Source organism: Leisingera sp. M658, from assembly GCF_025144145.1.
Lineage (GTDB): Bacteria > Pseudomonadota > Alphaproteobacteria > Rhodobacterales > Rhodobacteraceae > Leisingera.
This window is the reverse complement of record NZ_CP083546.1, coordinates 1,523,832-1,550,650: the sequence shown is the minus strand read 5'-3', so window position 1 is coordinate 1,550,650 and position 26,819 is coordinate 1,523,832. Positions and strand designations below refer to the sequence as shown.

Genomic DNA, 26,819 nt, shown 5'->3' with positions numbered 1-26,819 from the left:
TCAGCCCTCGGCTTTTTCTTCCAGCAGCAGCCATTCTTCCTCAGCTGCCGCCAGCTTTTCCTGCCGCTCCACCAGCGCCTCGGTCGCTTTCTTGAACTTGACCGGCTCGCGGGTGAACAGCGCTGGATCCGCCATCAATTCCTGCAGTTTGCCAATCTCCGCTTCCAGCCGCTCAATCTCTCCCGGCAGCGCCTCCAGCCTGTGCTTTTCCTTAAAGCTCAGCCCGTCCTTGGGCTGGCTTTCCTGCTTGGGCTTCGGCTTTGCAATCTTCACCTTCTCAGACTTGTCCGCAATCTCCAGCGGCCCGCGCTGCGCCAGGTAGTCGCTCCATCCGCCGGCGTATGCCGTGGCCTTGCCGTCGCCTTCCATCGCAATGGTGGTGGTCGCCACCCGGTCCAGAAAATCCCGGTCATGGCTCACCAGCAGCACGGTGCCGTCGTAGTTATCGAGCAGCTCCTGCAAGAGGTCCAGCGTCTCCACATCCAGGTCGTTGGTCGGTTCATCCAGAACCAGCAGATTCGAGGACCGCGCCATCAGCCGCGCCAACAGCAGCCGCGCCTTCTCGCCGCCCGACAAGGACCGCACCGGCGCACGCGCCTGGGCCTCATCAAACAGAAACTCCTTCAGATAGCCCACCACATGTTTCGGCTGCCCGCGCACCATCACCTGATCCGCCTTGCCGGAAACCCCCAGCAGGGGATCCGCGGTCAGATTCTCCCACAGCGTCGCATTGCCATCCAATTGATCCCGCGTCTGATCAAACAGCGCCAGCTCCAGATTGGTGCCCAGCTTCACCGCCCCCGTATCCGGCTGTTCCAGCCCCAGCAGCATCTTCAACAGCGTGGTCTTGCCTGCGCCATTGGGTCCGACAAAAGCCACCCGGTCGCCGCGCTGCACCTTCAGCGAGAATTCCTGCACGATCTGCTTGCCGCCAAAGGCCTTGCCCAGCCCTTCGGCCTCAATCACCTTGCGGCCCGATTTCGGCCCCGAATCCAAAGCCATCTCAGCCGCGCCCTGGCGCTTGATCTGGTTGCTGCGTTCGGATTTCAGATCCTGCAGCGCCCGCACCCGGCCCATGTTGCGCTTGCGGCGGGCGGAAATCCCCTCCACCGCCCAGCGGCTTTCGGATTTGATCAGCCGGTTCAGCTTGTGCCGCTGCTGGTCTTCTTCCTCCCACAGCTTGTCACGCCAGGCTTCAAAGGCCTCAAACCCCTTTTCCTGCCGGCGCACCTCGCCCCGGTCCACCCACAGCGTCGCCTTCGTCAGCGCCCGCAAAAACGCCCGGTCGTGGCTGATCAGCACAAAACCCGCGCGGGTCGCCTTCAGCTCATTCTCCAGCCAGGTGATCGCTTCGATATCCAGGTGGTTGGTCGGCTCGTCCAGCAGCATCAGATCCGGCGCCTCGGCCATCAGCTTGGCCAGCGCTGCCCGGCGGCGTTCCCCGCCGGATGCGGTTTCAACGGGACGCGCCGGATCGAACTTCAACCCTTCGCCCGCGCGCTCCACCTTGTACATCTCACCGGGGTCCAGCGCGCTGGCGGCAAAATCGCCCAAGGTCGCAAAACCCGTCATCTGCGGATCCTGCTCCATGTAGCCCACCGATTTACCCGGCGGCACCACAATCGCGCCCTTATCCGCTTCAACAATCCCCGCCATCACCTTCATCAGCGTGGATTTCCCCGACCCGTTGCGGCCCACCAGGGCAACGCGGTCGCCGGGCTGAACCACCAGATCGAGATCGGAAAAAACCGGATCGCCCCCAAAGGTGAGGGAAATACCGGACATCTGCAAAAGAGGAATACGTGCCATGCCAGCCAGCTACCCCGGCGGCAGAATCGCGTCAACGCCGCTTCTTCATCTTTTCAAAAATACTCAAATTCACCCGGCCACCGCCCTGAGCAGCCGTTTGCGGGCAGCCGGAATGGCCCCGATCTCCAGCCCGGTGAACACATGCAGCGTGTTCATACAGGCATCGACCACCGCATGATCGCTGACCCAGCCGCCCATCAGCAGATAGGTCCGCAGCAGGGGCGGCATATGCAGCAGCGCTTTTTTCGCATCCGGCTTCCGCCGCAGCCTCGCAGCAAATCGGAACACATCCGGCGCCTTCACCTGCGGCCGCCAGCAAAGCGGTGCCAGATGCCGGTGCTTCAGCAGCGCAAAAGCGTCCAAATACTCTGCTGTGGAGTTACCGGCAAAAGACGAGCAGCCAAACAGCATTTGCACCCCCCGGGCATCGACAAAGACGGTCACCGCGCCCCAGGCAATGCGCAGAATATCCGGGTCGTGCCAATCGTGATGGACGCAAAACCGGCCCAGCTCCGCCATTCGGCCCTGGAACGCCTGCAATCCCTGCAAATCATAGAACTGCGCCGAATAGCTGCGCGGCAAGTCCGCTCCGCTTTCCAGCACCAGCAGCCGGAAGCAGCAGACCAGAGCACCGGTCCGCACCTCCTCCACCAGCACATGCGCGCAGGCCGCATCATAAGCGTCGCAATCGGTGCCGCCGGTGCGAAAGCACAGCGCGCGCAGCGCCTGCGCCGCTGCCACATCGGCCGGCCCCGCCGCCAGGCGGGCGCGGTAACATCCCTTGTGCAAAAGCACGCCCTGCTCCGCTGCCATCACGGCCTCCCCCTTCTCCGGCTCAGCCCTTAACATAAGCGCTGTGACAGCCCGGTGAAGCCCGCTGGACCGGCAGCCCCAGCCTTACTGGTCCTGCAGGAACTGATCGGGACCGAAGTTGCCCAGGCTGCCCAACAGCTGGCGCAGGAACGTGTTGTCCTGCACGCTGGAACTGGTCACCCGGCGTTCCAGCGGCACCACTTTGCCGTCTTCCAGGCTGAACCGCTCAATCCCCTGCACCACCCCGGCGGTGTCAAAGCTGATCGCAACCAGATCGCGCGCCACCGGTTTCGGGGCTGCGGCGCCATAGTGGCGGAACCGGGTCGCGACGTAATAATAACCGCTGTCGTTCAGCACCCCGGTCGAGGACGGGATGCCGACGCTTTCGGCCACCGAATCCCGGGTGTCGATCCCCGGCACCACTTCGGCCAGCTGGTCCGGCGTGGGCACATACCCGTGCTTGCGGTAAACCGACGAACAGGCCGCCAGTGCCAGCCCCGCCGCGGCAAAAACCGCCCCGCGAAAAACGGACTTAAAGTGAAATGCCTTAGCAACCATGACTGCCCCCCGGCCTTATGCCGCAATGCGCGGCTTGAATACGTCTTTGAACCCGATTACCTAATGACCGCTTCCGGTTCAAGAAACGAAAGTCTCCGATTATGTCTGACAGCACCGCACTGCGGGTGGCGGATCTGCCGCAAAACGCCCCGACCGCCTTTGAAATTATCCCGGATAAAGCAGATCTGGCCGCGCTGGCAGCCGAGCTGGGGGTGAACATCCTGCGCAAGCTGCGCTTCACCGGCAAAATCAAGGCGCTTGGCAAACGCGACTGGCAGCTGACCGGATCTTTGGGGGCAACCGTAGTGCAGGATTGTGTGGTCACGCTTGAGCCGGTGACAACGCGGATTGAGGAGACCGTCCGCCTCACCTACCTGTCCCGCATGGAGATTCCGGACGAAGACGAGGCGGAAATGCCCGAGGATGACAGCACCGAACCGCTTGGCAGCCATATTGATCCGGGCGCCGTGATGGCCGAGGCGCTGGCGCTGCATATCCCCGTCTATCCGCGCAAAGACGGCGCTGAGCTGGGCGAAGCGGTCTATACCAAGCCCGGCACAGCGCCGATGCGCGACGAAGATGCCCGCCCCTTTGCCGGTCTTGGCGCGCTGCGCGGGCTGCTGAAAGATGAGGACTAAGCCGGAATTTCTGCGCTTGCGGAAATTGCATCTGGAACCGGCGGCAAAGCTGCCCTAAAAAACACCTTGCGCCGCCGGAGATTCGCAGTATTTTCGCGCGCTCATCGGAATTTTTGGTTGGACAATGCTTGGGCAGGCGCCTAAACGCACGTCAGACTGATCGAACAGAACGCAATCGCGCCGCGGGGATGGCCCCGAGGCCCAAAAGACAAAGGTTGAGACATGGCCGTCCAACAGAATAAAGTATCCAAATCGCGCCGCAACAACCGCCGCGCGCACGATGCACTGGTTGCTGCAAACCCGAACGAATGCGGCAACTGCGGCGAGCTGAAGCGCCCGCACCACGTATGCCCCTCCTGCGGCCATTACGACGACAAAGAAATCGTCGCAGCGGCTGACGAGATCGAGATCGACGAAGACGCGGCATAAGCCACGGACAGGATTTGATGCCAGGCAGGCTTTCGCATGACGGGTAAACCCGATCAAAATCAGGCAAAAGCCGGCCGCATCACCATTTCTGTTGACGCCATGGGCGGAGACGCCGGCCCCGCTGTTGTGGTGGCCGGTATCGCTATGTCGGCAGATAAGAATCCCGATATCGGCTTCATCCTTCACGGCCCCGCCGAACAGCTGAAACCGCTGGTCGCCAAAAAACGCATCCTTGAGGGCCGGGTTGAGATTCGCGATGTCCGCGACGTTGTCACCATGGAGGACAAACCCTCCCAGGTGATGCGCAACGGCAAGGGCACCTCGATGTGGTCGGCGCTGGATGCGGTCAAGAACGGCGAAGCGGGCGGCGCTGTATCCTGCGGCAACACCGGCGCGCTGATGGCGCTGTCGATGCTGCGTCTGCGCAAGCTGCCGGGCGTTAACCGCCCCGCCATTGCCATCCTGTGGCCGTCGCTGAATCCGCAGGGCTTCAACGTGATGCTGGATGTCGGCGCCGACGTGAAGGCGGACGCCGAGGATCTGCTGCAATATGCGCTGATGGGCACCTCCTACGTGCGCAATTCCATGGACATTGCCTGCCCGCGCGTCGGTCTGCTGAACGTGGGCACCGAAGAGCACAAGGGCAGTGCCGTGCTGAAAGAGGCCCATGCGCTGATTGCGGAGAACGCCGCACAGGCGAATTATGAATTCACCGGCTTTGTCGAAGGCAGCGATATTCCCGGTGATACCGCAGATGTGATCGTCACCGACGGTTTTACCGGAAATGTCGCGATCAAGACCGGCGAAGGCACCGCGCGGGTGATACGCACCGCCTTGCGGGAAGCCTTTGAATACTCGTTTTTGTCCAAGATTGCCGCCCTTCTGGCGATGACCTCTTTGAAAAGACTGTCCAAACGGATGGATCCGCGCCGGGTCAACGGCGGCGTGTTCCTGGGGCTCAATGGCACTGTGGTGAAATCCCACGGCGGCGCCGATGCCATGGGGGTTTCCGCTGCGGTCAAGCTGGCGTTCCGGCTGGCAGAGCATGGATTCGCCGAAAAGCTGGCGGCACGGGTTGCATCTGCCGGTGCGCATACCCAAGATGATACTGCCCCCCGCGAGACGCGGGCGGCCACCGAAAAAGATTAAAATAGGCAGGCAATCGAATGACGCGACGCGCGGTAGTTGTTGGCACAGGACACTATCTCCCCGAACGGGTGGTTGAAAACGCGGAATTCGAAGCCACGCTGGATACCACGGACGACTGGATCCGCAGCCGGTCTGGCATCGAACGCCGCCATTTCGCCGCCGAGGGTGAGACCACATCGGATATGGCCGCCAAGGCAGCGGAACGCGCTTTGGCAGACGCAGGGCTGACGGCTGAAGATGTGGACGCCATCATCGTGGCAACCTCCACCGCCGACCTCACCTTTCCCTCCGCCGCCACCATGGTGCAGTCCAAGCTGGGCATGACAAAAGGCTTTGCCTTTGACGTGCAGGCGGTCTGCGCCGGCTTTGTCTATGCGCTGAGCAATGCCAACGCGCTGATCGCCTCGGGCCAGGCAGAGCGGGTGCTGGTGATCGGCGCCGAGACCTTCAGCCGGATCATGGACTGGACCGACCGCGGCACCTGTGTGCTGTTCGGCGACGGCGCCGGCGCGCTGCTGCTGGAAGGTCAGGAGCAGCCCGGCACCAACAGGGACCGCGGCATCCTGTCGACCGACCTCAACTCGGACGGGCGCTACAAGGATCTCTTGTATGTGGACGGCGGCGTCTCCACCCAGTCGACCGGCCATTTGCGGATGCAGGGCAACCAGGTGTTCCGCCACGCAGTGGAAAAACTCGCCTCTACCGCGAACACCGCACTGGACAAGGCCGGGCTGGCGGCCGCGGATGTGGATTGGATCGTGCCGCATCAGGCCAATATCCGCATCATCCAGGGCACGGCCAAGAAAATGGGCCTCAGCATGGACAACGTGGTGGTAACCGTGCAGGATCACGGCAACACCTCTGCCGCCTCCATTCCGCTGGCCCTGTCCGTCGGCAAAGAGCGCGGCCAGATCAAGGAAGGCGATCTGATTGTGACCGAAGCCATCGGCGGCGGCCTCGCCTGGGGTGCCGTTGTGGTGCGCTGGTAACCCTGCAGTCTTAAATTCCGCCCGAAACACCCCGCGCAATTCATTGATATTGACAGGGAAATTCCCCGCGCCCTATGCTTTGGCAAACAACGGGGAATGGTATGGGCGAAAAAACACTTACACGAATGGATTTGAGTGAAGCAGTTTTCCGGGAAGTCGGCCTGTCGCGCAACGAAAGCGCGCAGCTGGTGGAAAGCATGCTGCAATACATGTCGGATGCCCTGGTGCGCGGTGAACAGGTGAAGATTTCCTCGTTCGGCACATTCAGCGTGCGGGACAAATCAGCCAGGGTCGGGCGCAACCCGAAAACCGGCGAAGAAGTGCCGATTCAGCCGCGGCGCGTGCTGACCTTCCGGCCCTCCCACCTGATGAAAGACCGCGTGGCAGACGGCAACCGTAAATAACGGGACCAATAGGCCATGTCGAAATCACCGGACGCGTTCCGCACCATTAGCGAAGTTGCGGAATGGCTGGGCGTGCAGGCCCATGTCCTGCGCTTCTGGGAAAGCAAGTTCACCCAGCTCAAACCTGTAAAGCGCGCCGGCGGGCGGCGCTATTACCGGCCTGCGGATATGCTGCTTCTGGGCGGCATCAAGAAACTGCTGCATGACGACGGGCTGCCGATCAAGGAGGTGCAGGCGCTGCTGCGCGAGCATGGCGCGGCGCATGTGTCCGGCTTTTCCCATTCGCTTGACGGCTCAGCCGCAGAGCGCCCCGAAGCCGTGCCGCCGGCCGATAAGCTTGGCGATGATTGGCAAAGCTCGCTGGAGCTGAGCCTTGACGCAGCCGCGCAGGATCCTGATCCGGGCAGCAATGTAGTCGGCTTCCCGCCCACGGCGGCAGCTGATGCAGCCAGAACTGAAACCGGCGCGCTGCCGGACAGCGGCCCGGCATCTGCCCCCGAAACCGACCCCGAATCCGTCCCCAAGCCGCAAAATCAGACGGACCCAGAGCCGCCCGCCGCTGACAACGGTGCAGAGGCCGGCACAGAACAGCCAACAACCGGCCCCGGCGAATCCCCCGTGGCAGAAATCCCCGCAGACCTGCCCCTTACCAGCGCCCCGGAGCCCGAAGCCTCTGCCGCTTTGCCCGATGCTGATGCGCCTGGCTCTGCTGTATCGCTGGATCTGCCCGCCGCTGAGACTGCTAAGGATGTCTCAGCCGATGCGTACAGCGCAGAGTCCTCAGTCGATCAGCCCGCCGCCCCGGCACCGGAAGCACCCGTACAGGACCGCCCCGCTGCCACGCCGGTGATTGAAGACCCCGCGCCTGCTGCTGCGGTTGAGATTTCCGCCACTGACGCCAAAGCAGAGCCGGCCGCGCCAGTGATGGACAGCCTTGCAGAAGATCCTGCCGCAGCGGAGCCGCCGCAGACCGGTGCGGATTCCGCAAACCTCCCAGCTGCCTCCGGCCCGGCCGGGGACCAACCACCGGCAACCAAGGCCCCGGACCTGCCTCTGGAGCAGCCGCCGGCAGAGCCAGAGGCGGCACCGCCTGCACGCGAAGCCGCGGCACTTGATCCGGGTACCGCCGCGCCAGAGGCCGAGGAGGCGCAGCCCGCCGCCACGGATATCCCAGCCGCAGTACCGGGTCTGCCCCCCGAAGCGGCAATCGAAGAGCCGCAAGAATTTGTTTGGGAAGCCGATGCGGCTGCGAATCCGGAACCCGTTCCGGAACAGCCCGCAGTCCCGGAAGAACCGGACACCGCGCCGGCGCCAATGGCAGAGCCTGCCTCTGATCCCTCCGCCGCACCGCTGGACGAACCAGCCGCAGCGGCGGAACCGGAACGAGCCGCAGAGCCGGTTGCAGAACAAGCGCCCGATGCCGGGTCCGAATCGGCGGCCGGGGCCGCGCCGGCAGAACAGCCGGTCCCGGCGGAAGACTCCGTTTCCAGCCAGGCACCGGCGCCCGCAGAAGAACCGGCAGCTTTTGCAGCGGACGCCCCGCCAGCGGATCCGGAGCCGGCCGAGGACACTCTGGTGGCCGCCGCAGGCCTGCAGCCGGAAGAGCCGCTGGACTTCGGCTTGGCCCCGCCCGAGGCTGCCGCCGCGCCTGCTTCAGAAGCGGATCCCGCGATGTCTTTCCCGCCGCATGATCTGGACGAGGCCGCCCGGCAAGTGGATGCGCTGGAATTCTCCTCCGGCTTCGACCCTGCGGCCGAAGCGCCCCAGGACAGCCCGGCAGAAACGGAACCGCCGGCACCTCAAGAGACTGCAACGGAAACCACGGCGCCCGGCGAGTCCGCCCAGCCGCCAGTCCAGCCGCCAGCCCGGCCTCCGGTGCCGCAACCGGGTGTTCTGGCGCATCTCGCCGCCATCCGCAGCTTGCCGCCGCATGTATTGGGTGAAATTGCCGCCTGCGCGGAAGAACTGCGGGTCCTTACTGTAAGCAGCCACTGAACCGCGGTCCAGCCCGTCGCCCGCCCCGGGAAACGGCTGCCGCAGCTGGCCTGCGCCGCAACTGCTTTCCTCTGCTGACTTTCTTTGCGGCGGCGCGAAAAATATTGCCGCCCCCTCTTGCCCCTGCCGCCAAAACGGTTAGAAGGCTCCTCAACGGGCTATGGCGCAGCCTGGTAGCGCGTCCGTCTGGGGGACGGAAGGTCGCAGGTTCGAGTCCTGCTAGCCCGACCATATGAAAAACGCCCGGGTGTTCACGCACCCGGGCGTTTTCGTATCCAGCGCAGGGCTTTGCCGATTGCGCAGCGCGGCCAATTCGGCCAGCATCGCCGCAAAGCCGGCACCGAGGGGGACAGGACATGACAGGCGTATTGCCCAGCCAAACCATTGAAAAGATGCTGGATCACGGCGAAATCGCCGTCAGCACCCCGCTGGTCGAAGGCCAGGTGCAGCCCGCCAGCCTGGACCTGCGCCTGGGCAACGTGGCTTACCGGGTGCGTGCCTCGTTTCTGACCGGCCAGGGCCGCAGCGTTTCCGACCGTCTGACCGAGTTTGAGATGCACCGGATCAGCCTTGAGGGCGGCGCGGTGCTGGAAAAAGGCTGCGTCTATGTGGTGCCCTTGATGGAAAGCCTGGCGCTGCCAAAGGATGTCTCTGCGGTGGCCAATGCCAAAAGCTCCACCGGGCGGCTGGATCTTCTGACCCGCACCATCACCGACGGCGGCGAGGAGTTTGACCGCATCAAACCCGGCTACACCGGCCCGCTTTATGCCGAGATCTGCCCCCGGTCCTTTTCGGTGCTGGTACGGCCCGGCATGCGTCTCAACCAGATCCGGTTCCGCACCGGCCAGGCAGTCCTCAGCGATGCCGAGCTGAAAATGCTGCACGCAGGCTCGCCGCTGGTTGACGGCGACGCGGTGATCGAGGATGGCCTGGGCTTTTCGGTTGATCTGAAACTGCCCGGCAGTGATCTGGTCGGCTACCGCGCCAAGCCGCATACCGGCGTCATCGACCTGGACCGGATCGGCGAATACGACCCGCAGGAATACTGGGAGGAAGTGCGCACCAAGGAGGGCCGCATCATTCTGGACCCTGGTGCCTTTTACATTCTGGTCAGTCGCGAAGCGGTGCATATCCCGCCCGCCTTTGCCGCCGAGATGGCGCCCTATCTGGCGATGGTGGGTGAATTCCGGGTGCATTACGCGGGCTTTTTCGATCCTGGATTCGGCCATGACGCGGCCGGCGGCACCGGCTCGCGCGGGGTGCTGGAAGTGCGCTGCCACGAGGCGCCGTTTGTGCTGGAGCACGGCCAAGTGGTCGGGCGTCTGGTCTATGAGAAGATGGCCGAGGTGCCCGAGCAGCTTTATGGCGCCGGGATTGCCTCGAATTACCAGGGCCAGGGGCTGAAACTGTCAAAGCACTTCAAGACGCCTGCCTGATAGCAAATTGGGCAGCACCCGGCCCAAAAGCCGGGCGGTTACTTCACCGGCCCGCCGTCCGCCAGTTCCTTCGTCGTGCCTGCCTGCACCGGCCGGTCCAGATGCGTCGACAGCACCGTATAGGTGCGGGTGGCACGCACACAGCCGACCTCGTAAATCCGCGCCAGCAGCCCCTCCAGCGCTTTGGGGGAGGCCACCCGCACCTTGAGAATCAGGTTGGTATCCCCGGCAGAGCTGTGCACCTCCTCCAGCTCCGGCATCTCTTGCAGCGCCAAAAGATCCGTGGTCACGCCCCAGCCCTCGGTGTCCACATGGATAAAGGCCAACAGCGGCTTGCCCACTGCAGCGCCGTCCAGCCGCGCAATGGTTGCCTCAATCGCGCCAGAGGCGCGCAGCCGCTTGACACGTTCATGCACCGCGGGCGCCGACAGACCGACCTCCTGGCCGATGGCAGCATAAGACAGCGTCGCATCGGTACTCAGCGCGCCTAATATTCTTCGGTCCAAAGCATCCAGAACCCGGGCCGGCCCCGTATTTTTCCGAACCCCATCTGTTATTTCCGTTGCCATATCCAGCTGCCCTTCACAGAACGTCATTCAGCACATAGCAAAGTTACCTGAACATTTTTCAAGGTAAACCCATGCGAACCCCGATTCTGATCCTGATGAGCGCAATTGGCGTGATTGGTGCAAACTCCCTGCTGCTGTCGCCGGTGGTGACGGCTGTCAGTGAAACCCTGGAGGCCACCACAACAGAGGTGATGCGGGCCGCCAGCGCCTATGGGCTGGGAGTGGCCGCGGCGGCGCTGCTGCTGGCGCCAATGGCAGACCGCATCGGCGCCGGGCGGTTGCTGCGCGCAGCCCTCATGCTGCTGGCCGCTGGGCTGGCGGCCAGTGCCGCAGCACCGGATGTCTGGTGGCTGATGGCGGCGCAGGCGGTGTGCGGGCTGGCAGCGGGCGCCGCCCTGCCCTCGATCTATACGCTGGCGATGGTGATTGCCCCCAAAGGACGCGAGGCGCAGGTGCTGGGCTATGTGCTTGCGGGTTGGACGGTGTCGATGGTGCTGGGCGTCAGCGTCAGCGCCTGGGCCACCGATCTGGCAGGCTGGCGGGCGGTCTATGGCGCCCTGTCAGGCGTGGCGCTTGTGTTGTGGGGCGCGGCGCGCGCCTTGCGCGGGGCAGGCAGCCCCAGCGGCCAGGCAACCTCGCCGCTGACCGCGCTGCGGGTGCCGGGCATCACAGGCGGGTTGCTGGCCACTGCGCTGCTGATGCTGGGCTTTTACAGCAGCTACTTCTTCACTGGTGCCCATATCACCCAAGCACTGGGGCACAGCACCACCCAGGCGGGCCTGCTGCCGCTGTTCTATGGCATCGGCTTTGGCCTGGCGGTGCTGCTGGATCCGCTGCTGGACCGGCTGGGCCTGGCACGGGCAACGCCGCCGGTGTTTCTGGGCGTCACTGCAAGCTATTTGCTGATGATGGTGTGGGCGGACCAATACATGCTGCTGCTGAGCCTCGCGGTACTGTGGGGGATCTGCCAGCACCTGGCGCTGAACCTGGTGGTGGCGCGGGTGACACAGCTGGATCCGAAGCAGCGCGGCGCCATCATGGGGCTGTTCAGCACCGTGACCTACCTGTGCGTCTTCGCAGCCCCTTTTTGCGGCGCTGCGGCCTATGCCGGCTGGGGACTGGCGGGCTGCTTAGCCGTCTCCGCCCTGCTGTCAGCCTGCGCTGCGCTTGAGGCCTTGGGCCTGAGGCGCAAGCGGGTCAGCCCTGACGGCGCCCCGGCTTGACCGGCGGAATGCGCGAACTGCCCGCCTGCTGCGCGGGCGGTGCGTTGCGCGGCTGACCCTTGCCGCGTTTGGCAACCGCACTGATACCGGCATTAACGCCTGCATTGACTGCGCGGCTGACCAGCCGCCGCAGCACCATGTTGATGATCGAATTCAATGTCATGGCCTTGGCCCCGCTTCCTGACTGCCCGCGATCTTAAGGGCAAATTAAGACAATTCCGGGGCGCAGAACACCGCTAAACACCGCCGGGACAAAACACCGGCAGACACGATTGCGTAAACCGCGCCCTGAGGCGTCACTCTTCGAACAGTTCCGCCTGTTCTTCCGGTTCCTCGTCGTCGTCGTCGCCCCCCTGGCCCATCGCAAAGGCCCCCGGCGGCGGCCGGTTCTCCAGCAGGCCCGCGGCACGCAGTTCCTTCAACCCCGGCAGGTCGCGGGCACTTTCCAGGCCGAAATGATCCAGAAAGACCGGCGTCACCACAAAGGTCACCGGGCGGCCCGGCGTCATCCGGCGGCGGCCCAGGCGGATCCAGTCCATCTCCATCAGCTGGTCAATGGTGCCGCGCGACACCGACACGCCACGGATCTCTTCGATCTCGGTGCGGGTGACCGGCTGGTGATAGGCAACAATCGCCAATGTCTCAATCGCGGCGCGGCTCAGCTTGCGCAGCTCGGTGGTTTCCTTCTGCATCAGAAAGCCCAGATCGGGTGCTGTGCGGATCGCCCAGGCATCGCCCAGACGCACCACCCGCACGCCGCGCCCCTCGTAGCGCTTGCGCAGATGCTCCACCGCCTCGCGCGGGTTGCAGCCATGCGGCATCCGGCCTTCCAGATCGCGCAGGGTAACAGGCTCAGCGCTGGCAAACAGCACCGCCTCGACCATCCGCTCCTGCTCCGCCATCGGCGGCGCATCAAACAGCGTGTCGCTCTCTTCGCGGACGGGAGCGCCGTGGCTGTCCATAAGCTGGTCTTCCATCAAGTATCCTCGTTCAGGCTGCGCAGCTGGATCGGCGCAAATATCTCACTCTGGCGCAGCTCAAGCCTGCCTTCTTTCACCAGCTGCAAAGACGCAGCAAAGGTGGAGGCAGTGGCCGAGCGGCGCTTGACCGGATCGCTGTGCCAGCCGTCCGGCAGATAGCTGATCAGATCGGTCCAACCGCCGGTAAACCCCAACAGCTGGCGCATCCGCTCCAGGGCTTCTTCCATCGTAAAGACCGACTCCCGGTCCATCACAAAGGGGCGGAAATCCTCCTTGGTGCGGATTCGGGCATAGGCCTGCATCAGATCCAGGAGGTTGGCAGTGTAAGTGACGGTCTTGATCCGGGCGACGCTTTCTTCTTCGCCGCGAGCAAAGAAGTCGCGGCCCAGCCGGTCGCGGGCCAGCAGCCGGGCAGAGGCATCGCGCATCGCCTGCAAGCGCTCCAACTGGAACGCCAGATGTGCCGCCAGCTCCTCGCCCGACGGCCCGTCTTCCGCCGGGTCGGGCGGCAACAGCAGGCGGGATTTCAGAAACGCCAGCCAGGCCGCCATCACCAGGTAATCCGCGGCCAGCTCAATCCGCAATTCCTTGGCCTTGTTGACAAAGGTCAGATACTGCTTGGCCAGCTCCAGCACCGAGATCTTGCGCAGGTCCACCTTTTGGGTGCGCGACAGGGTCAAAAGCAGGTCAAGCGGGCCTTCGAACCCGTCCACATCCACGATCAGGGCCTCGGCTGCCAGCCGCTCCTCTACCGTCGTGTCCGCGTCTGAAAAAAGTGTCTGCTCAGCCATAAACCTGCCCGCCCATGAGGGCGGCAAGTTCTCTTTCAGCGCTCAGAATGTCAAGGGCAGCAGGCGGGCGGCGGGCCGCCAAGGCGCGTTCTGCGCGGGTCTGCGCCGCCGCTGTCATTGCCCCTGCGGCCTCAGCCACCGCGATCCGTTCCTCCAGCGAGGCATTGCACAAAAGCACAACATCGCAGCCCGCATTGATCGAGGCGCGGGCATTGTCCGCCAGCGAGCCCTGCAGAGCCTTCATCGAGATGTCGTCGGTCATCACCAGCCCGTCAAACCCGATGCGTTCGCGGATCAGCCGCATCATCACCGGCGAGATGGTGGCGGGGCGGTCGTCATAGGCGTCATAGACCAGATGCGCGGTCATCCCCAGCGGCAGGCCGTTCAATGCCTGGAACGCGGCAAAGTCGCTTTGCTCCAGCACGTCGGGGTGGCTCGCCACATGCGGCAGGTCCAGATGGCTGTCCGCAGCGGCGCGGCCATGGCCAGGGATATGCTTCAGCACCGGCAGCACGCCGCCATCAAGATGCGCGTTGGCCACGGCACGGACAATCCGGACAACCGTTGCGGCGCTGGTGCCATAGCAGCGGTTCTTCAGAAATTCATGGGTTTCCATGCAGGCGACATCGGCAATCGGCGCACAGTTGCTATCAATGCCCAGCGTATACAGCTCATGGGCAATCAGACGGTAGCGCAGGTACATTGCCCGCACGGCGTCCTCGCCCGCCAGTTGCACATGCTCCAGCGGCGGCAGCCAATTGCGCGCCAGCGGTTTGCGCAGCCGCTGCACCCGGCCGCCCTCCTGGTCGATGGTGATCGGGGCATTGCGGCCCACCGCCTCGCGGAAATCGCCGCACAGCGCCTGGATCTGTTCGACATCTTCCAGGTTGCGGGCAAACAGGATAAAGCCGAACGGATCGGCATCGCGGAAAAACGCCTTTTCGTCCGCGCTCAGGCGCAGGCCCTCGGCGTCAAGGATGGTGGCTCCGTAAGTCATGCGGTCCTATCGCCCCCTGAAATGCGGGAGGGCAGCGCCCGGCCCGGGGTAAGTGCAAAGCGCCCGCCGTTTTGCCGCAGGCAAACCTCCGGTTTGACAGGGCGGTTCGGGCGCTGCCCGGCCTGACGGCCGGGCGGTTCGTTACCGTGTGGTTACCGGAATGCAGTCGGCATTGCCAGCCACCAGCGCCGAGCAGAACCGGCGGGCGTCCGACAGGCCGGCAAAGCCCATCGCCCGCAGCCGGTAGAAAGTCCGCCCGCCGCTTTCGGCGCGCTGAATCACCCGCTGCTTGCCCTCAAGATAGTCCGCGAAACGGGCATGGATGCGGTCCCATTCGGCGCGCGCCACCTCTGGGCTTTCATAGGCGCCAAGCTGCGCCAGCCTTGTGCCTGCCGCAAGGGTTGCCGGATCAACATCCACGGTTCCGGCACGTGCTGCCGGTGCGGCTGCGGCCGGAGCCGGGCTGAACCTTGCGGGCCGGGCCGATGGCCGCAGCGAGACCTTGACCCCCGGCGCATTCAGAATTGCAGGCGACGGGACTGCCGCGGCAAGCGCCGGCTGCAGCGGTTCCGGCTGCACGATGGCAGGGGCCTGCGCCGACGCGGGTACCGCAGCGGAAAGCGGCTCGGCCTCACGCGCCAGTTCGGCAACCAGCGCGTCGATGTCGCCGTTCTGGAACGAGGCCACGGCCTCTTCGCTGACGCCGGGCACTGCAGGAACGCCGGGTTCAACCGGGGCCGCAGGCACGGCAGCTGCCGGCGCGGCCTCGGCGGCCAGCTCGGGCAGCGGTTTGTCATCTTCGGTCAGCTCAATGGCGGCAGGCGCCAGGGTCAGCCGGTCGGCAGGGGCTTCAGCGCTGCCGCTGGCGGCAACCGCGTTGACAGCCAGCCCCTGGTGATCCGCCTGAGAGCCGCCCGGCAGCACAGGCTGTTCGCGCATCGGTCCTTCGGCTGCACGCACCACTGGGACACCGCTGACATCCCGCATCACCAGCTTGTAGCCCCAAAAGCCCACCCCGGCGACCAGCGCAATCGACGCAACTGCCCCCAGAATGCTCAGCGATTTCGAGAATCGCGCCCGCAGCCCTGCAGGAGCAGCAAAAACGGCATAGTCCTGGGGGCCATGGCCCTGCCCTTCGGGCTGATAGCCATAGGCAGGGTCTTCATAACCGTAATTCGGCTCGGCCCCTGGCCCGGAATAGTGCTGACCTCCGGAGTTCTGGCCGCCGGAGTTCTGGCCACCGGAGTTCTGGCCGGCATATTGCTGACCGGAATACTGCTGTGTGTATGTGCTTTCCGGGGCAGTGTCCTGTTCGTGACCGCTGCCTTGTGCATAGGCGCGGCCTTGGCCCGCCTGCGCAAAATACGCCATTTTCCGCCTCACTGCCCGGTTTGGCGGCGCATGGGCTGCGCTGCCGCTGGGTCTCTTGAACTGCCTCAGTCCGGCGGACTGCGCGATTTATACCCGCAGGGGCTGGCGCCCCATTGGTTATCGCATCTCTTCTGCCGGTTTCACGCCAAGAATACCAAGACCTGCGGAAATGACAACGGAAACGGCCCGGGCCAGCGCCAAATTCGCATGTGTTGCCGATTGGCTGCTCTCCTTAACAAATCGTAAACCTTCGTTCGATTTGCCCAGATGGTACAGCCCGTGCAACTCAGACGCGAGATCATAGAGATAGAAGGCCACCCGGTGCGGTTCATTGCTGCGGGCGGCGATTTCCACCTGGCGCGGCCATTCGGCCAGCTTCTTGACCACTGCCAGCTGCGCCGGGTCGGCAATCAGGCTCAGATCTGCAGCGTTCAGCGTGGCATCATCGGCAGCAATATTCTGTTCCGCCGCCTTGCGCAGGGTCGAGCAGATCCGCGCGTTGGCGTATTGCACATAGAACACCGGATTGTCCTTGGACTGCTCCAGCGCCTTATCAAGGTCAAAGTCAAAGCCCTGATCGTTCTTGCGGGTCAGCAGCATGAAACGGGTCACATCAGCGCCCACTGCATCCACCACATCACGCAGGGTGACAAAGGTCCCTGCCCGCTTGGACATCTTGAATTCCTGACCGTCCTTGAACAGCTTCACCAGCTGGCACAGCTTGATGTCCAGCGGCACACGGCCATCGGACAGCGCCGACACGGCCGCCTTCATGCGCTTGACATAACCGCCGTGGTCGGCGCCGAAAATGTCGATCAGCTCGTCAAATCCACGCTCGACCTTATCATAGTGATAGGCAATGTCCGGTGCGAAATAGGTCCAGGCGCCATCGGATTTCTTCACCGCCCGGTCGACGTCGTCGCCGTGATCGGTGGATTTGAACAGGGTCTGCTCGCGCGGTTCCCAATCGTCGGGCTTCTTGCCCTTGGGCGGCTCCAGCACGCCCTGATAGATCAGTCCCTTGGATTGCAGCGCCTCCAGCGCCGCCTCGATCTTGCCGGTGCCATAGAGGGATTTTTCGGAATAGAACACATCCATTTCGATGCCGAGCTGGGCCAGATCCTCGCGGATCAGCACCATCATTGCCTCGGTGGAGAACTCCCGCACATCCGCCAGCCAGACGTCCTCTCCCTTACCGACATAAGCATCGCCCGCCTTGTCTTTCAGCGCCTGCCCTACCGGCTTCAGGTAATCACCCGGATAGGTGCCGTCGGCAAACGCCACGTCCTGCCCGTGCGCTTCCAGGTAGCGCAGGTAGACAGACCGCGCCAGCACGTCGACCTGGCCGCCACCGTCGTTGATGTAGTATTCGCGGGTGACGTCATAGCCGGCATAAGCCAAAAGCGAGGCCAGCGCATCGCCGAACACCGCGCCGCGGGTATGGCCCACGTGCAGCGGACCGGTCGGGTTGGCAGAGACATATTCCACGTTCACCCGCTTGCCCGCACCCAGGCTCGAGCGGCCGAAATCCATGCCTGCGTCCAGGACCGATTTCAGAATGTTCTGCCAGATGCCGGGCGCAAGGCGCAGGTTCAAAAAGCCGGGGCCTGCGACCTCAGCCGAGGTCACCCGCGCATCCGCGGCCAGCCTGGCGGCCAGTGCTTCGGCAATGTCGCGCGGCTTCATCCTGGCGGGCTTGGCCAGCACCATCGCCGCATTGGTCGCCATGTCGCCATGGGCGGCATCGCGCGGCGGCTCCACCGCCACATTGGCAAAATCAAGCCCCTCGGGCAGCGCGCCGTCCGCGGTCATCGCGGTCAGACTGTCAATCACAAGCGAGCGGATATCGGTAAAGAGGTTCATATCTGGCGTCCCATATGTTCAGCTCTGCGGATACCGGGGGCCAAAGGCAGGGTCAACAGGATTGCAGGGGCTGCCAGGGCCACCAGGCGCAGCGCATCGGAAAATTCAAATTTTCCGGCCAATTTTCTTACTCAAGAAAATTGCGCCGCCTTCCGCCGCGCCGGCCTCACAGGGTGGCGGTCTGGTCTTCCAGGATCTTGCCCCAGGTGAAGATCTCATAAGACCGGAAAGCAGGCACATAAAACGGATCGCCATGGATCAGGTGCTCCACCTCAATCCGGTCCTCGGCCTCGACAATCCACAGTGCACCGCAGAAATCGCCATCGGCGTCCGGCTTCAGCCCGCCGCCGATCCGCAGCTCCGGGTGATCCTTGACATAGGCCACATGGGCATCGCGCCGGGCTTGGCTGGCGCGTACATCCATCATCGCCGGCGCATCGCGGAACATCACCGCCCAGCGGGTCAGCGCCGGCGCGGTCTTGCGGGTTTCCCGGGGTGCGGTCATGACAGCATACCCTGAGTGGCCGAGGCGGTGCCCCATTCGGTGATCTTGTAGGAGCGCAAAGAGGCCACGTAATAAGGATCCTGCAGGATCAGCCGTTCCACATCCTGGCGGGTCTCCGCCTCCACATTCCAGATCGCGCCTGGGAAATCCTGCATCGGCCGCATCGCCAGCGCACCGCCGATCTGCAGCCCGGACCTGGACCGCACAAAGGCAATATGCGCCTCGCGCCGTTTCCTGTCGCCGCGCACCCGGTCCATTTCGGGCTTGTCCGTGAATGTGACGGTCCAGCGTGCCATGGCTTTTCCCCTTGCTGCTCCTTTCGCGGATAACGCCAACGCCCCGCAGCATCATAGGGCCAGATCATAGCACGGCTTACGGCCAATTCGGGAACCTGACTGAGAGCCTTCCGCACCCCGAACACACAACAGCAGTCCGCGCCCGGCCTCGGGCGGGTGCAAATGCGCCGTCCCGCGGGGGAGGCCGGGCACAGACCTGACCGCAAGCGGCCCGGCCTGAAGACCTGCCGCACCTATGCCGGATGCCCCTCCGACTGCTTCGCACCGTCGCAAATCGCATACCAACCCGGTTTCTCGCCCACGAACTCGTGGAAACTGTTCGTCGCCTCCAGCGCCCCGTCCAGCGCGTTTGCGGCGATCGGAAAACTGGCGTCCTGCGACAGGATCTCGCCCAGCGAGCTGCCGCAGATCCGGCAAAAGCAACGGCCGTATTTATAGGGTGGCGCAGGCTGATACAGCGCCACCTCCTCCTTGCCGGCGATCCAGCGCAGGTCTTCCTTCTTCACAAACACAATGGTGCTGGCCCCCGCCTTGCGGCAGCGCGAGCAATGGCAGGTGCCCATCAGCGACGGCTGCGCCAGCAGCTCAAACTTCACCGCGCCGCAGCAACAGCTTCCCTCAATCATTCCTGCAATCCTTCCTATCAAACAACCTGACAGGAACATTACGTGAACGCGTCCTGGAAAACAAGCCGCACTCACCCGTTGCGCACCGGCCGGCGGCACCGCATGCCCCGCTTGCGCCGCCTTAACCTGACTATGCGAAAGTCACTCCCGCTGCAGTACATGGCGCGGGTCTGGCACCCCGTGCGCACAGCAGATCAGGCCCCCCAAGACCACCTCCGCAAAAGGTGCAGGGGCGTCTGACTGATGAAGCTTTTGACCGGACCCGGGGCGCGCTGGCGTTCCGGCCCTCCCCTCCGCCTGTCGTGGCGGCGCCGCCATCCCTGCCCTGCCCATTTCATGGCCCACAGGAACGGCACACAGGAACAACACAAGGAAAGGGCCGCAACAGACAAGACAGCCCCCAAGGAACACAAGGCGAAGCCCTCAGACCTCGACCTTCACCCCGATCAGCCGCTCATGCTGTTGCAGGGCGAAACGGTCGGTCATGCCGGCGATGTAATCCGATACAATCCGCGCCAGCGCGGTGCGTCCCTGTGCAGCCGCGATATCGGCGTGCCAGCGCTCCGGCATGTCCTGCGGATTGTCCAGAAAGTAGGGAAACAGCGCCTCCACCACCTTGGCGACCTTGGCACGCTTCTCCATCACCGAAGGGGCGCGATACATGCGGGTGAACAGGAAGGCGCGGATGTCCTTCAACCCGGCCCAAAGTTCCGGCGAGAACTGCACCACCGGATAATCCAGCGCCCGCACCTCTTCAACACTCTGCACAGCAGATTCCGCCAGCAGCATCCGGGCTGTACCGATCACATCGCCGACCATGGCCCCGAAAAAACGCCGCAGCGCCTCGTGCCGGCGGCGGTTCGGGTCCAGTCCCGGATACAGCCGGTCCACCGCGCCATACGCCTTATCCAGTAACGGCAGCCGGGCCAGATCATCATCGCCGAACAGCCCGGCCCGCAGCGCATCGTGCAGGTCGTGATTGTTATAGGCGATGTCATCCGCCAGCGCCGCCACCTGCGCCTCGGCGCTTGCGTGGGTGTGCAGCTCCAAATCCACCGCCGCGTTGCATTCTGCCAGCGCCCAGGGCAGCTCCCCCACCACCGGACCATTGTGTTTTGCAATCGCTTCAAGGGTTTCCCAGGTGAGGTTCAAGCCGTCGAACTCGGCGTAATGGCGCTCCAAACAGGTCACAATACGGATCGCCTGGGCGTTATGATCAAACCCGCCGTAGGGCGCCATCAGCCCGTGCAGCGCATCCTCACCGGTGTGGCCGAACGGCGTGTGGCCCAGATCATGCGCCAGCGCCACCGCTTCGGTCAGCTCCTGGTTCAGCCCCAAGGCGCCAGCAATTGTCCGGCCCACCTGCCCTACCTCGATCGAATGGGTCAGCCGCGTGCGGTAATTGTCGCCCTCATGTTCGACAAACACCTGGGTCTTATGTTTCAACCTGCGGAACGCGCTGGCGTGGATGATCCGGTCGCGGTCGCGCTGAAAGGGCGATCGGAAGGAGCTTTCCTCCTCGGTCACCTGCCGGCCGCGGCTGCGGTCCGGTGACGTGGCATAAGGCGCATGCATCTTAAATCTTTTCTCCAGCAAATCTTGCCGCTTGAATTGCACCTTCATATATAAAGCCTTGCGCTGCAACTAACGCTGTGGAGAAACCTGATGAACCTGCCCCCGAAAGTCACTGACCGCGCCTTTGCCCGGCTGGCCGAGATCGGCGCCGCGGACCAGGGCCAGGCGCTGCGCGTCGCGGTCGAAGGCGGCGGCTGCTCGGGCTTTCAGTACGAGATTGCGCTGGACGAGGCGAAACCCGAAGATCTGGTGCTTGAGGGCCAAGGCGAAAAGGTCGTCGTCGACACGGTTTCCCTGCCCTTCCTGGAAAACGCAGTGATCGATTTCACCGAGGAGCTGATCGGCGCCCGCTTCACCATCGAGAACCCCAACGCCACCTCCAGCTGCGGCTGCGGCACCTCGTTTTCGATGTGACCCGGCGTCCAGCCGGCACCGCGCATCATGATCCCGCCTTGCCGCCAGGCAAGGCAGCGCCCGCCCTCATCTCAAAGGGCGGGCGCTTTGCCCGCTTGCGGGGCGCAACCTCGCAGACGCAACGCTGACCCGGCGCTAAGGATCGGTCTGCAACCGTCCCTGGCCGCGCAGCCTCGGCAAGGCCGGGGCAAACTGATCCCAAACCAGATACAGACCGGACGCAATCACAATGGCGCCGCCGATATAGGTGGTGGCCGGCGGAAACTCGCCAAAGAAGACTGAACCGATAACCGCCATCCAGATGAACTGCAGGTTCATCAGCGGCGTCACCGCATAAGAAGCCATGAGCCGCAACGCCACCACCAGCAGCCAGCGCGCGCCGAACAACAAGAAGGCATAGGCCGCAGCCCACCCCACATCAGCAAGCGGCATCGGCACCCATACAAACGGCAGCGCCAACAGCATTGCGCCGCACAGCGTCAGGTTGGGATAGAACACCTGCGCCAGCGCGTTGCTTTCATAACGGCCGATAAACCGTGCCATGGTCATGGAAAACGTGCCGGAAAGCACGGCCCCAAAGGCCACGAAATGGCCCCAGGATGCATGCGCGTCCGCGTTGCCATGCGGCAGCAGGAACAGCACGCCGCAAAATCCCGCAGCCAGCGCAATCCAGGCCGCCGGGCGCACTGGCTCTTTCAAAACCAGACCCGACATGGCGCCGGCCAGCAGCGGCATCAGGCCGATAAAGACAAACACTTCGGCAAAGGGCAGCAGCCGGAAGGCATAGAAGAAACAGACCGCAGCGATCAGCGTCGCCACTGACCTGAGCGTCATCGCCCGCGGGCAGCGGGTGCGGAAGCCGCCGCGCTGCGCCGGCAGCCGGTCCGCCAGCAGGCAGAACCCCACCACCATCGCGCCGGACAGCGCATAAAGCTGCGCCGCCGCATACTGGCCCGCCAGCAATTTGGTGATCCCGTCGGCCGAGGCGATCAACCCGGTATAGGCAACCACCAGCAGCGCACCGCCCAAGGCCTGATTGCGGGTGCCGACCATCACGCGGCCCCCGCGCTGCCCGCCCGGGCGAAACCTTCGAAAAATCCTGCGAACCTTGCACAGCTGCGCTCTGCCGCGGTGAGCAGCCCGTGCTCCTCCTCGCTCAGGACAGCCTCGGCGCGCGCTTTCACTGCGCTCCAGCTGTTGCGCGCCATCCCGGCGTCGAAAACCGCTTCTGACAGGCTCCTCAAAATGCTCCCTCCCTGCTGCGCCGACACATGCACCCCGCCCATCGGGACTGCCTGCCGAAAGGCCGGACGCCCGGACGTCAGCATGAGCCAGTTGACCACAAAATACTCGTGATACGCATCCTGATGTCCATAAAATTCTCCCTTAGCGAGCATATAGGCCGAAACCTGCCGGTCAAGCCACGCCTCCCAGGCCGCAGGCGGCTGCTGGCCGGCGAACCGCAGCGCGATGCAGATCTCTGCCAGCAGGTCGGCATTCTGATCCAAAAAGGCCACCAGACCGGCAAATTCCAGACTGGTGAGCGCCGCCTCCGGCAGGCCCGGATCGCGGCGGCCGTATTCAGAGAGATAGAAAACAATATGGGTCAGCTCGTAAGCTGCTTTCTTGTTGGGAATGGCAAAGGTCTGCGGGTTCGAAATGAAACCGCGCAGCCGGTCGTCCAGCCCGTCGTCGATCAGGTCTATCCCGCGCCGCGCCAGCAGCCGCCGGGCCTCGGCGCGCTGCAAATCGGACAGCTCGGCCTGCGCCAACCCCTGGTTTGAAACCCAGCCTGCCAGTTGCACCCCGGTCTGCCCCGGCAGGCCCAGGTCCTCCAGGTCCAGACAGATCGACAGGATAAAGCGGTAATACTGCCGGAAAAAACTGATATGACGCGCCGCACCATCGTAAAATTGCTGCAAGGGCTGCAGGGCATCAGCGGCAACATCCGCCCCAGTGCATTCCAGAATATTCAGCAGCTCGGCGTTCTCCTTGAGCCAGAAAACGTCCTCCTGGCTGCGCCGGTGCGTTGCGAAACCGGCAATCAGCGTCTCTTGCGCACAGGCCCGGGACTGGCGGGCGGCAGGAGAGAAAAACGGGATGATCTGGGCCATGGGAACCTCGTTCGGATAGATGCGGCGCGGTATCGGCGGCCCCGGCTGCGGGGCCGCCCAGGGACAGGAGCCGGGCAGGAAAACCGGCCCTGCCCGGATCAGCTGCCCGAGGAAAACAGCCGGGTGGCATCGCCCGCGCTGGTCCGTGCCGCCGTTGCGGGGGCAGAACCGGAAAAGAACAGATGCGTCCCCTCGCCCGCGCCCGTCTTGGCCGCGGCGGCCGGGGCTGAACCGGAAGAGAACATCTCCGTCAGATCGCCGGCACCTGTTTCGGCCTGCGCAGCGGGCGCCGAGCCGGAGGAGAACATTTCTGTCAGATCCCCTGCCGCGGTTTCATGTGCCGCCGCAGGAGCAGAACCGGAAGAATACATTTCTGTCAAATCCCCGGACGCAATCTCTGATTGATCCGCAGGCGCTGACCCTGAGGAAAACATTTGCACCAGATCACCTGCGGCGGCATCGCTTTGAGCAACCGGAGCGGAGCCGGAAGAGAACATCTCCACCAGGTCGCCAGCTGCTGTTTCGCTGCGGGCCGCAGGCGCTGAACCGCTGGAGAACAACCCGGTTTCCCCGCCAGCCCAGCTTTGCGCGGCCTGCGGCATGGACCCGGAAGAAAACAACGAAACACCCTCACCCGCAGTCAGGTCCGCGGAACATTCAGGTGCCGAACCAGAGGAGAACATCTCTGCCCCATCACCCTCAAACAGGCTGGCGCCTGCAGTTTGACGGGCTGCGTGGATGGTCTGGATTTTATGCTGAGCAGTCATTTGGAACCCCATTCATTAAGGACAAAAGGCTCCACAACGCTGGCACGGACACCGCGCAGCGCAAATAGAAAATGCAATTTCACATTGTATTTTCTAGTGCGGATTACATTAACTTCAACTCGCTATTTTTTGCGCAATTTCAATTATTTCAATTCATCCACAGCTTATTCACCGCGTTATTCACACGTATATTATTGCAAAATAAAGAAACTCAACCTGAGGGGTACTTTTCACCTGTGCAAAACAGCCATGATTCGCGGCTGCGCAAGTGATTCCCGAATCGTGCTTCGGGCTTGCCCCGCGACGCTGATTCAGCGATAGATCGGCCTCGGATAAAGCAATCTGTGCCGGAGGCAAGCCATGAAAATCGCCACATTCAATATCAATGGCATCAAGGCCCGGGCGCAGGCGCTGCCGGACTGGCTGGATGAAGCCCAGCCCGACGTGGCGGTGCTGCAAGAGATCAAATCAGTCGATAAGGCGTTTCCGCGCGAAATGCTGGAAGAGCGCGGCTATAACGTCGAGACCCACGGCCAGAAGAGCTTTAACGGGGTGGCAATCCTGTCAAAGCTGCCGCTGGAGGACGTGCGCCGCGGCCTGCCCGGCGATGACAGCGACGAACAGGCCCGCTGGATCGAGGCCACGGTGGTCGGCAAGCAGGCGATCCGCATCTGCGGCCTGTACCTTCCCAATGGCAACCCGGTTGAGCTGGAGGCGGACGGCAGCCCGGTGGCGGGCGGCAAATATGCCTATAAACTTGCCTGGATGGAACGGTTGAAGGCGCGTGCCGAAGCCTTGCTGGCGGAGGAAATGCCGGCACTGATGGCCGGTGACTACAACATCATCCCGCAGGCCGAGGATGCCAAGCGCCCCGAAGCCTGGCTGGAGGACGCGCTGCACCGGCCCGAAAGCCGGGCGGCGTTTCAGCGGATCGTCAACCTTGGTTTCACCGAGGCGTTCCGCGCCCGGCACCAGGGGCCGGGGCATTATTCCTTCTGGGATTACCAGGCTGGTGCGTGGAACCGCGACGACGGCATCCGTATCGACCATTTCCTGCTGACGCCGCAGGCCGCCGACCTCTTGCGCGATTGCCAGATCGACAAGGATGTGCGCGGGCGGGAAAAACCCTCGGACCACGTGCCGGTCTGGGTGGATCTGGACATCTGACACAGGTTGCCGCCCGCGCCGCGCATCAGCGCGGCGCCCGGCCCAACGCTTCCGGGGTCATTTCAGATGAACCCGAAAAGGGGCGGGAGCCGCCCGCCGGCCCTGTCTCAGGCGGTGACGTCGTGGTGGTAGATCCAATCGAACTGGCTAACCATCTTGGCGGGTGCAAAGCGGCCGCCCAGCTTCAGCACCTGATGCGCAGGCCAGCTGATCGGCGCGCGCAAGTGGTATTTCCAGGCGTTTTTGCCGGCCGCCTGCACTACCTTCTCGGCCCGCTCGCGGCGGCGGGACTGGTACACGGCCAAGCCGCGCGCGATATCCGGCGCTTCCTGCAGGGAACGGGCCAGCACCCAGGCATCCTCCAGCGCCAGATTGGCGCCCTGCGCCATGAAGGGCAGCGTCGGATGCGCCGCATCGCCCAAGATGGCGGTGTTTTCACCGTGCCAGCTGGCCGCCACCGGGTGGCGGAACAGACCCCACAGCAATACATCCTCCACCGCTTCCAGCAGCGCAACGGCAGGGCCGCCGAAACCGGAAAAGGCGGCGCGCAGGTTGGCGGGATCATCCTTGAAATGCCAGCCCTCGTCGGCCCAGGCGCGGCGTTCCTGCACCGCAACCAGGTTCATCAGACTGCCATCGCGCAAGGGGTAAGCCACCAGATGCCGCCCCGGCCCCATGAACACCTGCGCCTCGGCGGGCAGGTTCAGATGGTTTGGCACAGTGGCGCGCCAGGCCACCTGGCCGGTGAAAAAGGGCGTTCGTTCGCCGTTCAGCGCCACCCGGGCTTTCGAGTGCAGCCCATCAGCGCCCACCACCAGATCGCCGCCGCATTGCGCGCCATTGCTGAGGTGGACGACAGGCTGCAGGCCCGGTTCGACCCGGTCCGCCCGTTGCAGCAGCCGCACCTGCACACCGTCGCGGCGGGCGGCACCCGCCAGAATGCCGACCAGGTCGGAGCGGTGGACAAAGTAATACGGATGCCCCGCTGAATATTCATCAAGATCCAGCCGCAGCACCTGATCGCCGCGCCGGTGGCCGCGCAGCACCACGGCGCGGGCGCGCTGCGAGCACCAGGCCAGATCATCAGCCAGCCCCAGCGCCTTCAGCACAGCCACGCCGTTGGGAGTGATCTGCAGGCCCGCCCCCACTTCGGAGATCGCTTCGGCCTGCTCCAGCACAGTGACGGATGCGCCAAAGCGGCGCAGCGCCAGGGCTGCGGTCAAGCCGCCGATCCCGGCGCCGATGACGGTTATTTTCAGGCCTTTGAGTTCCATGGGCTCCCGCAGATTCTCCGCCTGCACCCAATGAAACAAAAAACGCCGGAGCAAAAGGCCCCGGCGT

At 63.9% G+C, this 26,819-nt stretch carries 28 protein-coding genes and 1 tRNA gene; 11 read left to right on the top strand and 18 right to left on the bottom strand.

Annotated features, from left to right (window positions below; all coding sequences use genetic code 11):
* The 3 genes from K3724_RS07775 to K3724_RS07765 all read right to left on the bottom strand — a co-directional run bounded on the left by K3724_RS07775 (nt 1) and on the right by K3724_RS07765 (nt 3,180).
* Nucleotides 1-1,785, bottom strand: coding sequence for an ABC-F family ATP-binding cassette domain-containing protein (locus K3724_RS07775; protein WP_259992590.1), 1,785 nt, complete (start codon nt 1,783-1,785; stop codon nt 1-3).
* Nucleotides 1,786-1,878: 93 nt separating this feature from the next.
* The gene (locus tag K3724_RS07770) at nt 1,879-2,622 is read right to left on the bottom strand and encodes a GNAT family N-acetyltransferase (RefSeq protein WP_259991565.1); all 744 of its coding nucleotides are present in this window, start codon (nt 2,620-2,622) and stop codon (nt 1,879-1,881) included.
* 84 nt (nt 2,623-2,706) lie between these two features.
* Nucleotides 2,707-3,180, bottom strand: coding sequence for an outer membrane protein assembly factor BamE (locus K3724_RS07765; RefSeq protein WP_259991563.1), 474 nt, complete (start codon nt 3,178-3,180; stop codon nt 2,707-2,709).
* Nucleotides 3,181-3,281: 101 nt separating this feature from the next.
* Between K3724_RS07765 and K3724_RS07760 the strand changes: the two genes are divergently transcribed.
* From K3724_RS07760 to K3724_RS07725, 8 genes are all read left to right on the top strand, one after another.
* Nucleotides 3,282-3,818, top strand: a complete 537-nt coding sequence (locus K3724_RS07760; RefSeq protein WP_259991561.1) for a DUF177 domain-containing protein — start codon at nt 3,282-3,284, stop codon at nt 3,816-3,818.
* Between the two features lie 222 nt (nt 3,819-4,040).
* A complete protein-coding gene (rpmF, locus tag K3724_RS07755) occupies nt 4,041-4,247 on the top strand; it encodes a 50S ribosomal protein L32 (RefSeq protein WP_008558107.1) in 207 nt (68 codons plus the stop codon).
* Between the two features lie 36 nt (nt 4,248-4,283).
* Nucleotides 4,284-5,396, top strand: a complete 1,113-nt coding sequence (plsX, locus tag K3724_RS07750; protein ID WP_259991559.1) for a phosphate acyltransferase PlsX — start codon at nt 4,284-4,286, stop codon at nt 5,394-5,396.
* A gap of 17 nt (nt 5,397-5,413) precedes the next feature.
* Entirely contained in the window at nt 5,414-6,385 is a 972-nt protein-coding gene (locus tag K3724_RS07745) for a beta-ketoacyl-ACP synthase III (RefSeq protein WP_259991557.1), read from the top strand.
* Between the two features lie 101 nt (nt 6,386-6,486).
* On the top strand, nt 6,487-6,789 hold the full coding sequence (gene ihfA, locus K3724_RS07740; protein ID WP_024090431.1) for an integration host factor subunit alpha: 303 nt from the start codon (nt 6,487-6,489) through the stop codon (nt 6,787-6,789).
* A gap of 15 nt (nt 6,790-6,804) precedes the next feature.
* Nucleotides 6,805-8,784: a MerR family transcriptional regulator gene (locus tag K3724_RS07735; protein ID WP_259991554.1), complete on the top strand. Its 1,980-nt coding sequence runs from the start codon at nt 6,805-6,807 to the stop codon at nt 8,782-8,784.
* A gap of 154 nt (nt 8,785-8,938) precedes the next feature.
* A tRNA-Pro gene (locus K3724_RS07730) sits at nt 8,939-9,015 on the top strand.
* A gap of 125 nt (nt 9,016-9,140) precedes the next feature.
* On the top strand, nt 9,141-10,220 hold the full coding sequence (locus K3724_RS07725) for a 2'-deoxycytidine 5'-triphosphate deaminase (RefSeq protein ID WP_259991552.1): 1,080 nt from the start codon (nt 9,141-9,143) through the stop codon (nt 10,218-10,220).
* Between the two features lie 38 nt (nt 10,221-10,258).
* Here K3724_RS07725 and K3724_RS07720 read toward each other — a convergent pair whose 3' ends face one another.
* A complete protein-coding gene (locus tag K3724_RS07720) occupies nt 10,259-10,816 on the bottom strand; it encodes an Lrp/AsnC family transcriptional regulator (protein WP_259991551.1) in 558 nt (185 codons plus the stop codon).
* Nucleotides 10,817-10,860: 44 nt separating this feature from the next.
* On the opposite strand from K3724_RS07720, the gene K3724_RS07715 reads away from it, so the two are divergent.
* The gene (locus K3724_RS07715) at nt 10,861-12,012 is read left to right on the top strand and encodes an MFS transporter (protein ID WP_259991549.1); all 1,152 of its coding nucleotides are present in this window, start codon (nt 10,861-10,863) and stop codon (nt 12,010-12,012) included.
* Here K3724_RS07715 and K3724_RS07710 read toward each other — a convergent pair.
* The 10 genes from K3724_RS07710 to K3724_RS07665 form a co-directional block, all read right to left on the bottom strand.
* Nucleotides 11,987-12,175 carry a hypothetical protein gene (locus K3724_RS07710; RefSeq protein ID WP_259991547.1) on the bottom strand — a complete coding sequence of 63 codons (189 nt, stop codon included), beginning with the start codon at nt 12,173-12,175 and terminating at the stop codon, nt 11,987-11,989. The two genes, K3724_RS07715 and K3724_RS07710, sit on opposite strands and share 26 nt — an antisense overlap.
* A gap of 133 nt (nt 12,176-12,308) precedes the next feature.
* A complete protein-coding gene (gene scpB, locus K3724_RS07705; RefSeq protein ID WP_259991545.1) occupies nt 12,309-12,989 on the bottom strand; it encodes an SMC-Scp complex subunit ScpB in 681 nt (226 codons plus the stop codon).
* On the bottom strand, nt 12,989-13,783 hold the full coding sequence (locus K3724_RS07700) for a ScpA family protein (RefSeq protein ID WP_259991543.1): 795 nt from the start codon (nt 13,781-13,783) through the stop codon (nt 12,989-12,991). The genes scpB and K3724_RS07700 overlap by 1 nt, the downstream gene beginning before the upstream one ends.
* On the bottom strand, nt 13,776-14,780 hold the full coding sequence (gene nagZ, locus K3724_RS07695; RefSeq protein WP_259991540.1) for a beta-N-acetylhexosaminidase: 1,005 nt from the start codon (nt 14,778-14,780) through the stop codon (nt 13,776-13,778). The genes K3724_RS07700 and nagZ overlap by 8 nt, the downstream gene beginning before the upstream one ends.
* Before the next feature lie 141 nt (nt 14,781-14,921).
* On the bottom strand, nt 14,922-16,151 hold the full coding sequence (locus tag K3724_RS07690; protein ID WP_259991538.1) for an SPOR domain-containing protein: 1,230 nt from the start codon (nt 16,149-16,151) through the stop codon (nt 14,922-14,924).
* A 117-nt stretch (nt 16,152-16,268) separates the two neighbouring features.
* Nucleotides 16,269-18,014: an arginine--tRNA ligase gene (gene argS / locus K3724_RS07685; RefSeq protein WP_259991536.1), complete on the bottom strand. Its 1,746-nt coding sequence runs from the start codon at nt 18,012-18,014 to the stop codon at nt 16,269-16,271.
* A gap of 166 nt (nt 18,015-18,180) precedes the next feature.
* Nucleotides 18,181-18,519: a YciI family protein gene (locus K3724_RS07680; RefSeq protein ID WP_259991534.1), complete on the bottom strand. Its 339-nt coding sequence runs from the start codon at nt 18,517-18,519 to the stop codon at nt 18,181-18,183.
* Nucleotides 18,516-18,815, bottom strand: a complete 300-nt coding sequence (locus K3724_RS07675) for a YciI family protein (RefSeq protein ID WP_259991533.1) — start codon at nt 18,813-18,815, stop codon at nt 18,516-18,518. The genes K3724_RS07680 and K3724_RS07675 overlap by 4 nt, the downstream gene beginning before the upstream one ends.
* 233 nt (nt 18,816-19,048) lie before the next feature.
* On the bottom strand, nt 19,049-19,441 hold the full coding sequence (locus K3724_RS07670) for a GFA family protein (protein WP_259991531.1): 393 nt from the start codon (nt 19,439-19,441) through the stop codon (nt 19,049-19,051).
* A gap of 423 nt (nt 19,442-19,864) precedes the next feature.
* Nucleotides 19,865-21,016 (bottom strand): deoxyguanosinetriphosphate triphosphohydrolase, encoded by a 1,152-nt coding sequence (locus K3724_RS07665; protein ID WP_259991530.1) that lies wholly within the window; start codon nt 21,014-21,016, stop codon nt 19,865-19,867.
* Nucleotides 21,017-21,106: 90 nt separating this feature from the next.
* On the opposite strand from K3724_RS07665, the gene K3724_RS07660 reads away from it, so the two are divergent.
* Nucleotides 21,107-21,430, top strand: a complete 324-nt coding sequence (locus tag K3724_RS07660) for an iron-sulfur cluster assembly accessory protein (protein WP_134830090.1) — start codon at nt 21,107-21,109, stop codon at nt 21,428-21,430.
* 135 nt (nt 21,431-21,565) lie between these two features.
* Here the strand turns inward: K3724_RS07660 and K3724_RS07655 are convergent, their stop codons facing one another.
* The 3 genes from K3724_RS07655 to K3724_RS07645 all read right to left on the bottom strand — a co-directional run bounded on the left by K3724_RS07655 (nt 21,566) and on the right by K3724_RS07645 (nt 24,311).
* Nucleotides 21,566-22,483, bottom strand: coding sequence for a DMT family transporter (locus tag K3724_RS07655; protein WP_259991527.1), 918 nt, complete (start codon nt 22,481-22,483; stop codon nt 21,566-21,568).
* The gene (locus K3724_RS07650; RefSeq protein ID WP_259991525.1) at nt 22,483-23,544 is read right to left on the bottom strand and encodes a DUF6902 family protein; all 1,062 of its coding nucleotides are present in this window, start codon (nt 23,542-23,544) and stop codon (nt 22,483-22,485) included. Before K3724_RS07650 ends, K3724_RS07655 begins: the two co-directional genes overlap by 1 nt.
* Nucleotides 23,545-23,642: 98 nt before the next feature.
* Nucleotides 23,643-24,311 carry a DUF6749 family protein gene (locus tag K3724_RS07645; protein ID WP_259991523.1) on the bottom strand — a complete coding sequence of 223 codons (669 nt, stop codon included), beginning with the start codon at nt 24,309-24,311 and terminating at the stop codon, nt 23,643-23,645.
* A 360-nt stretch (nt 24,312-24,671) separates the two neighbouring features.
* On the opposite strand from K3724_RS07645, the gene xth reads away from it, so the two are divergent.
* Nucleotides 24,672-25,478 carry an exodeoxyribonuclease III gene (gene xth, locus K3724_RS07640; RefSeq protein WP_259991522.1) on the top strand — a complete coding sequence of 269 codons (807 nt, stop codon included), beginning with the start codon at nt 24,672-24,674 and terminating at the stop codon, nt 25,476-25,478.
* Nucleotides 25,479-25,585: 107 nt separating this feature from the next.
* On the opposite strand, the gene K3724_RS07635 is transcribed toward xth, so the two are convergent.
* Complete coding sequence (locus tag K3724_RS07635; protein ID WP_259991520.1) at nt 25,586-26,752, bottom strand: FAD-dependent monooxygenase; 1,167 nt, start codon at nt 26,750-26,752, stop codon at nt 25,586-25,588.
* Nucleotides 26,753-26,819 lie beyond the last annotated feature (67 nt).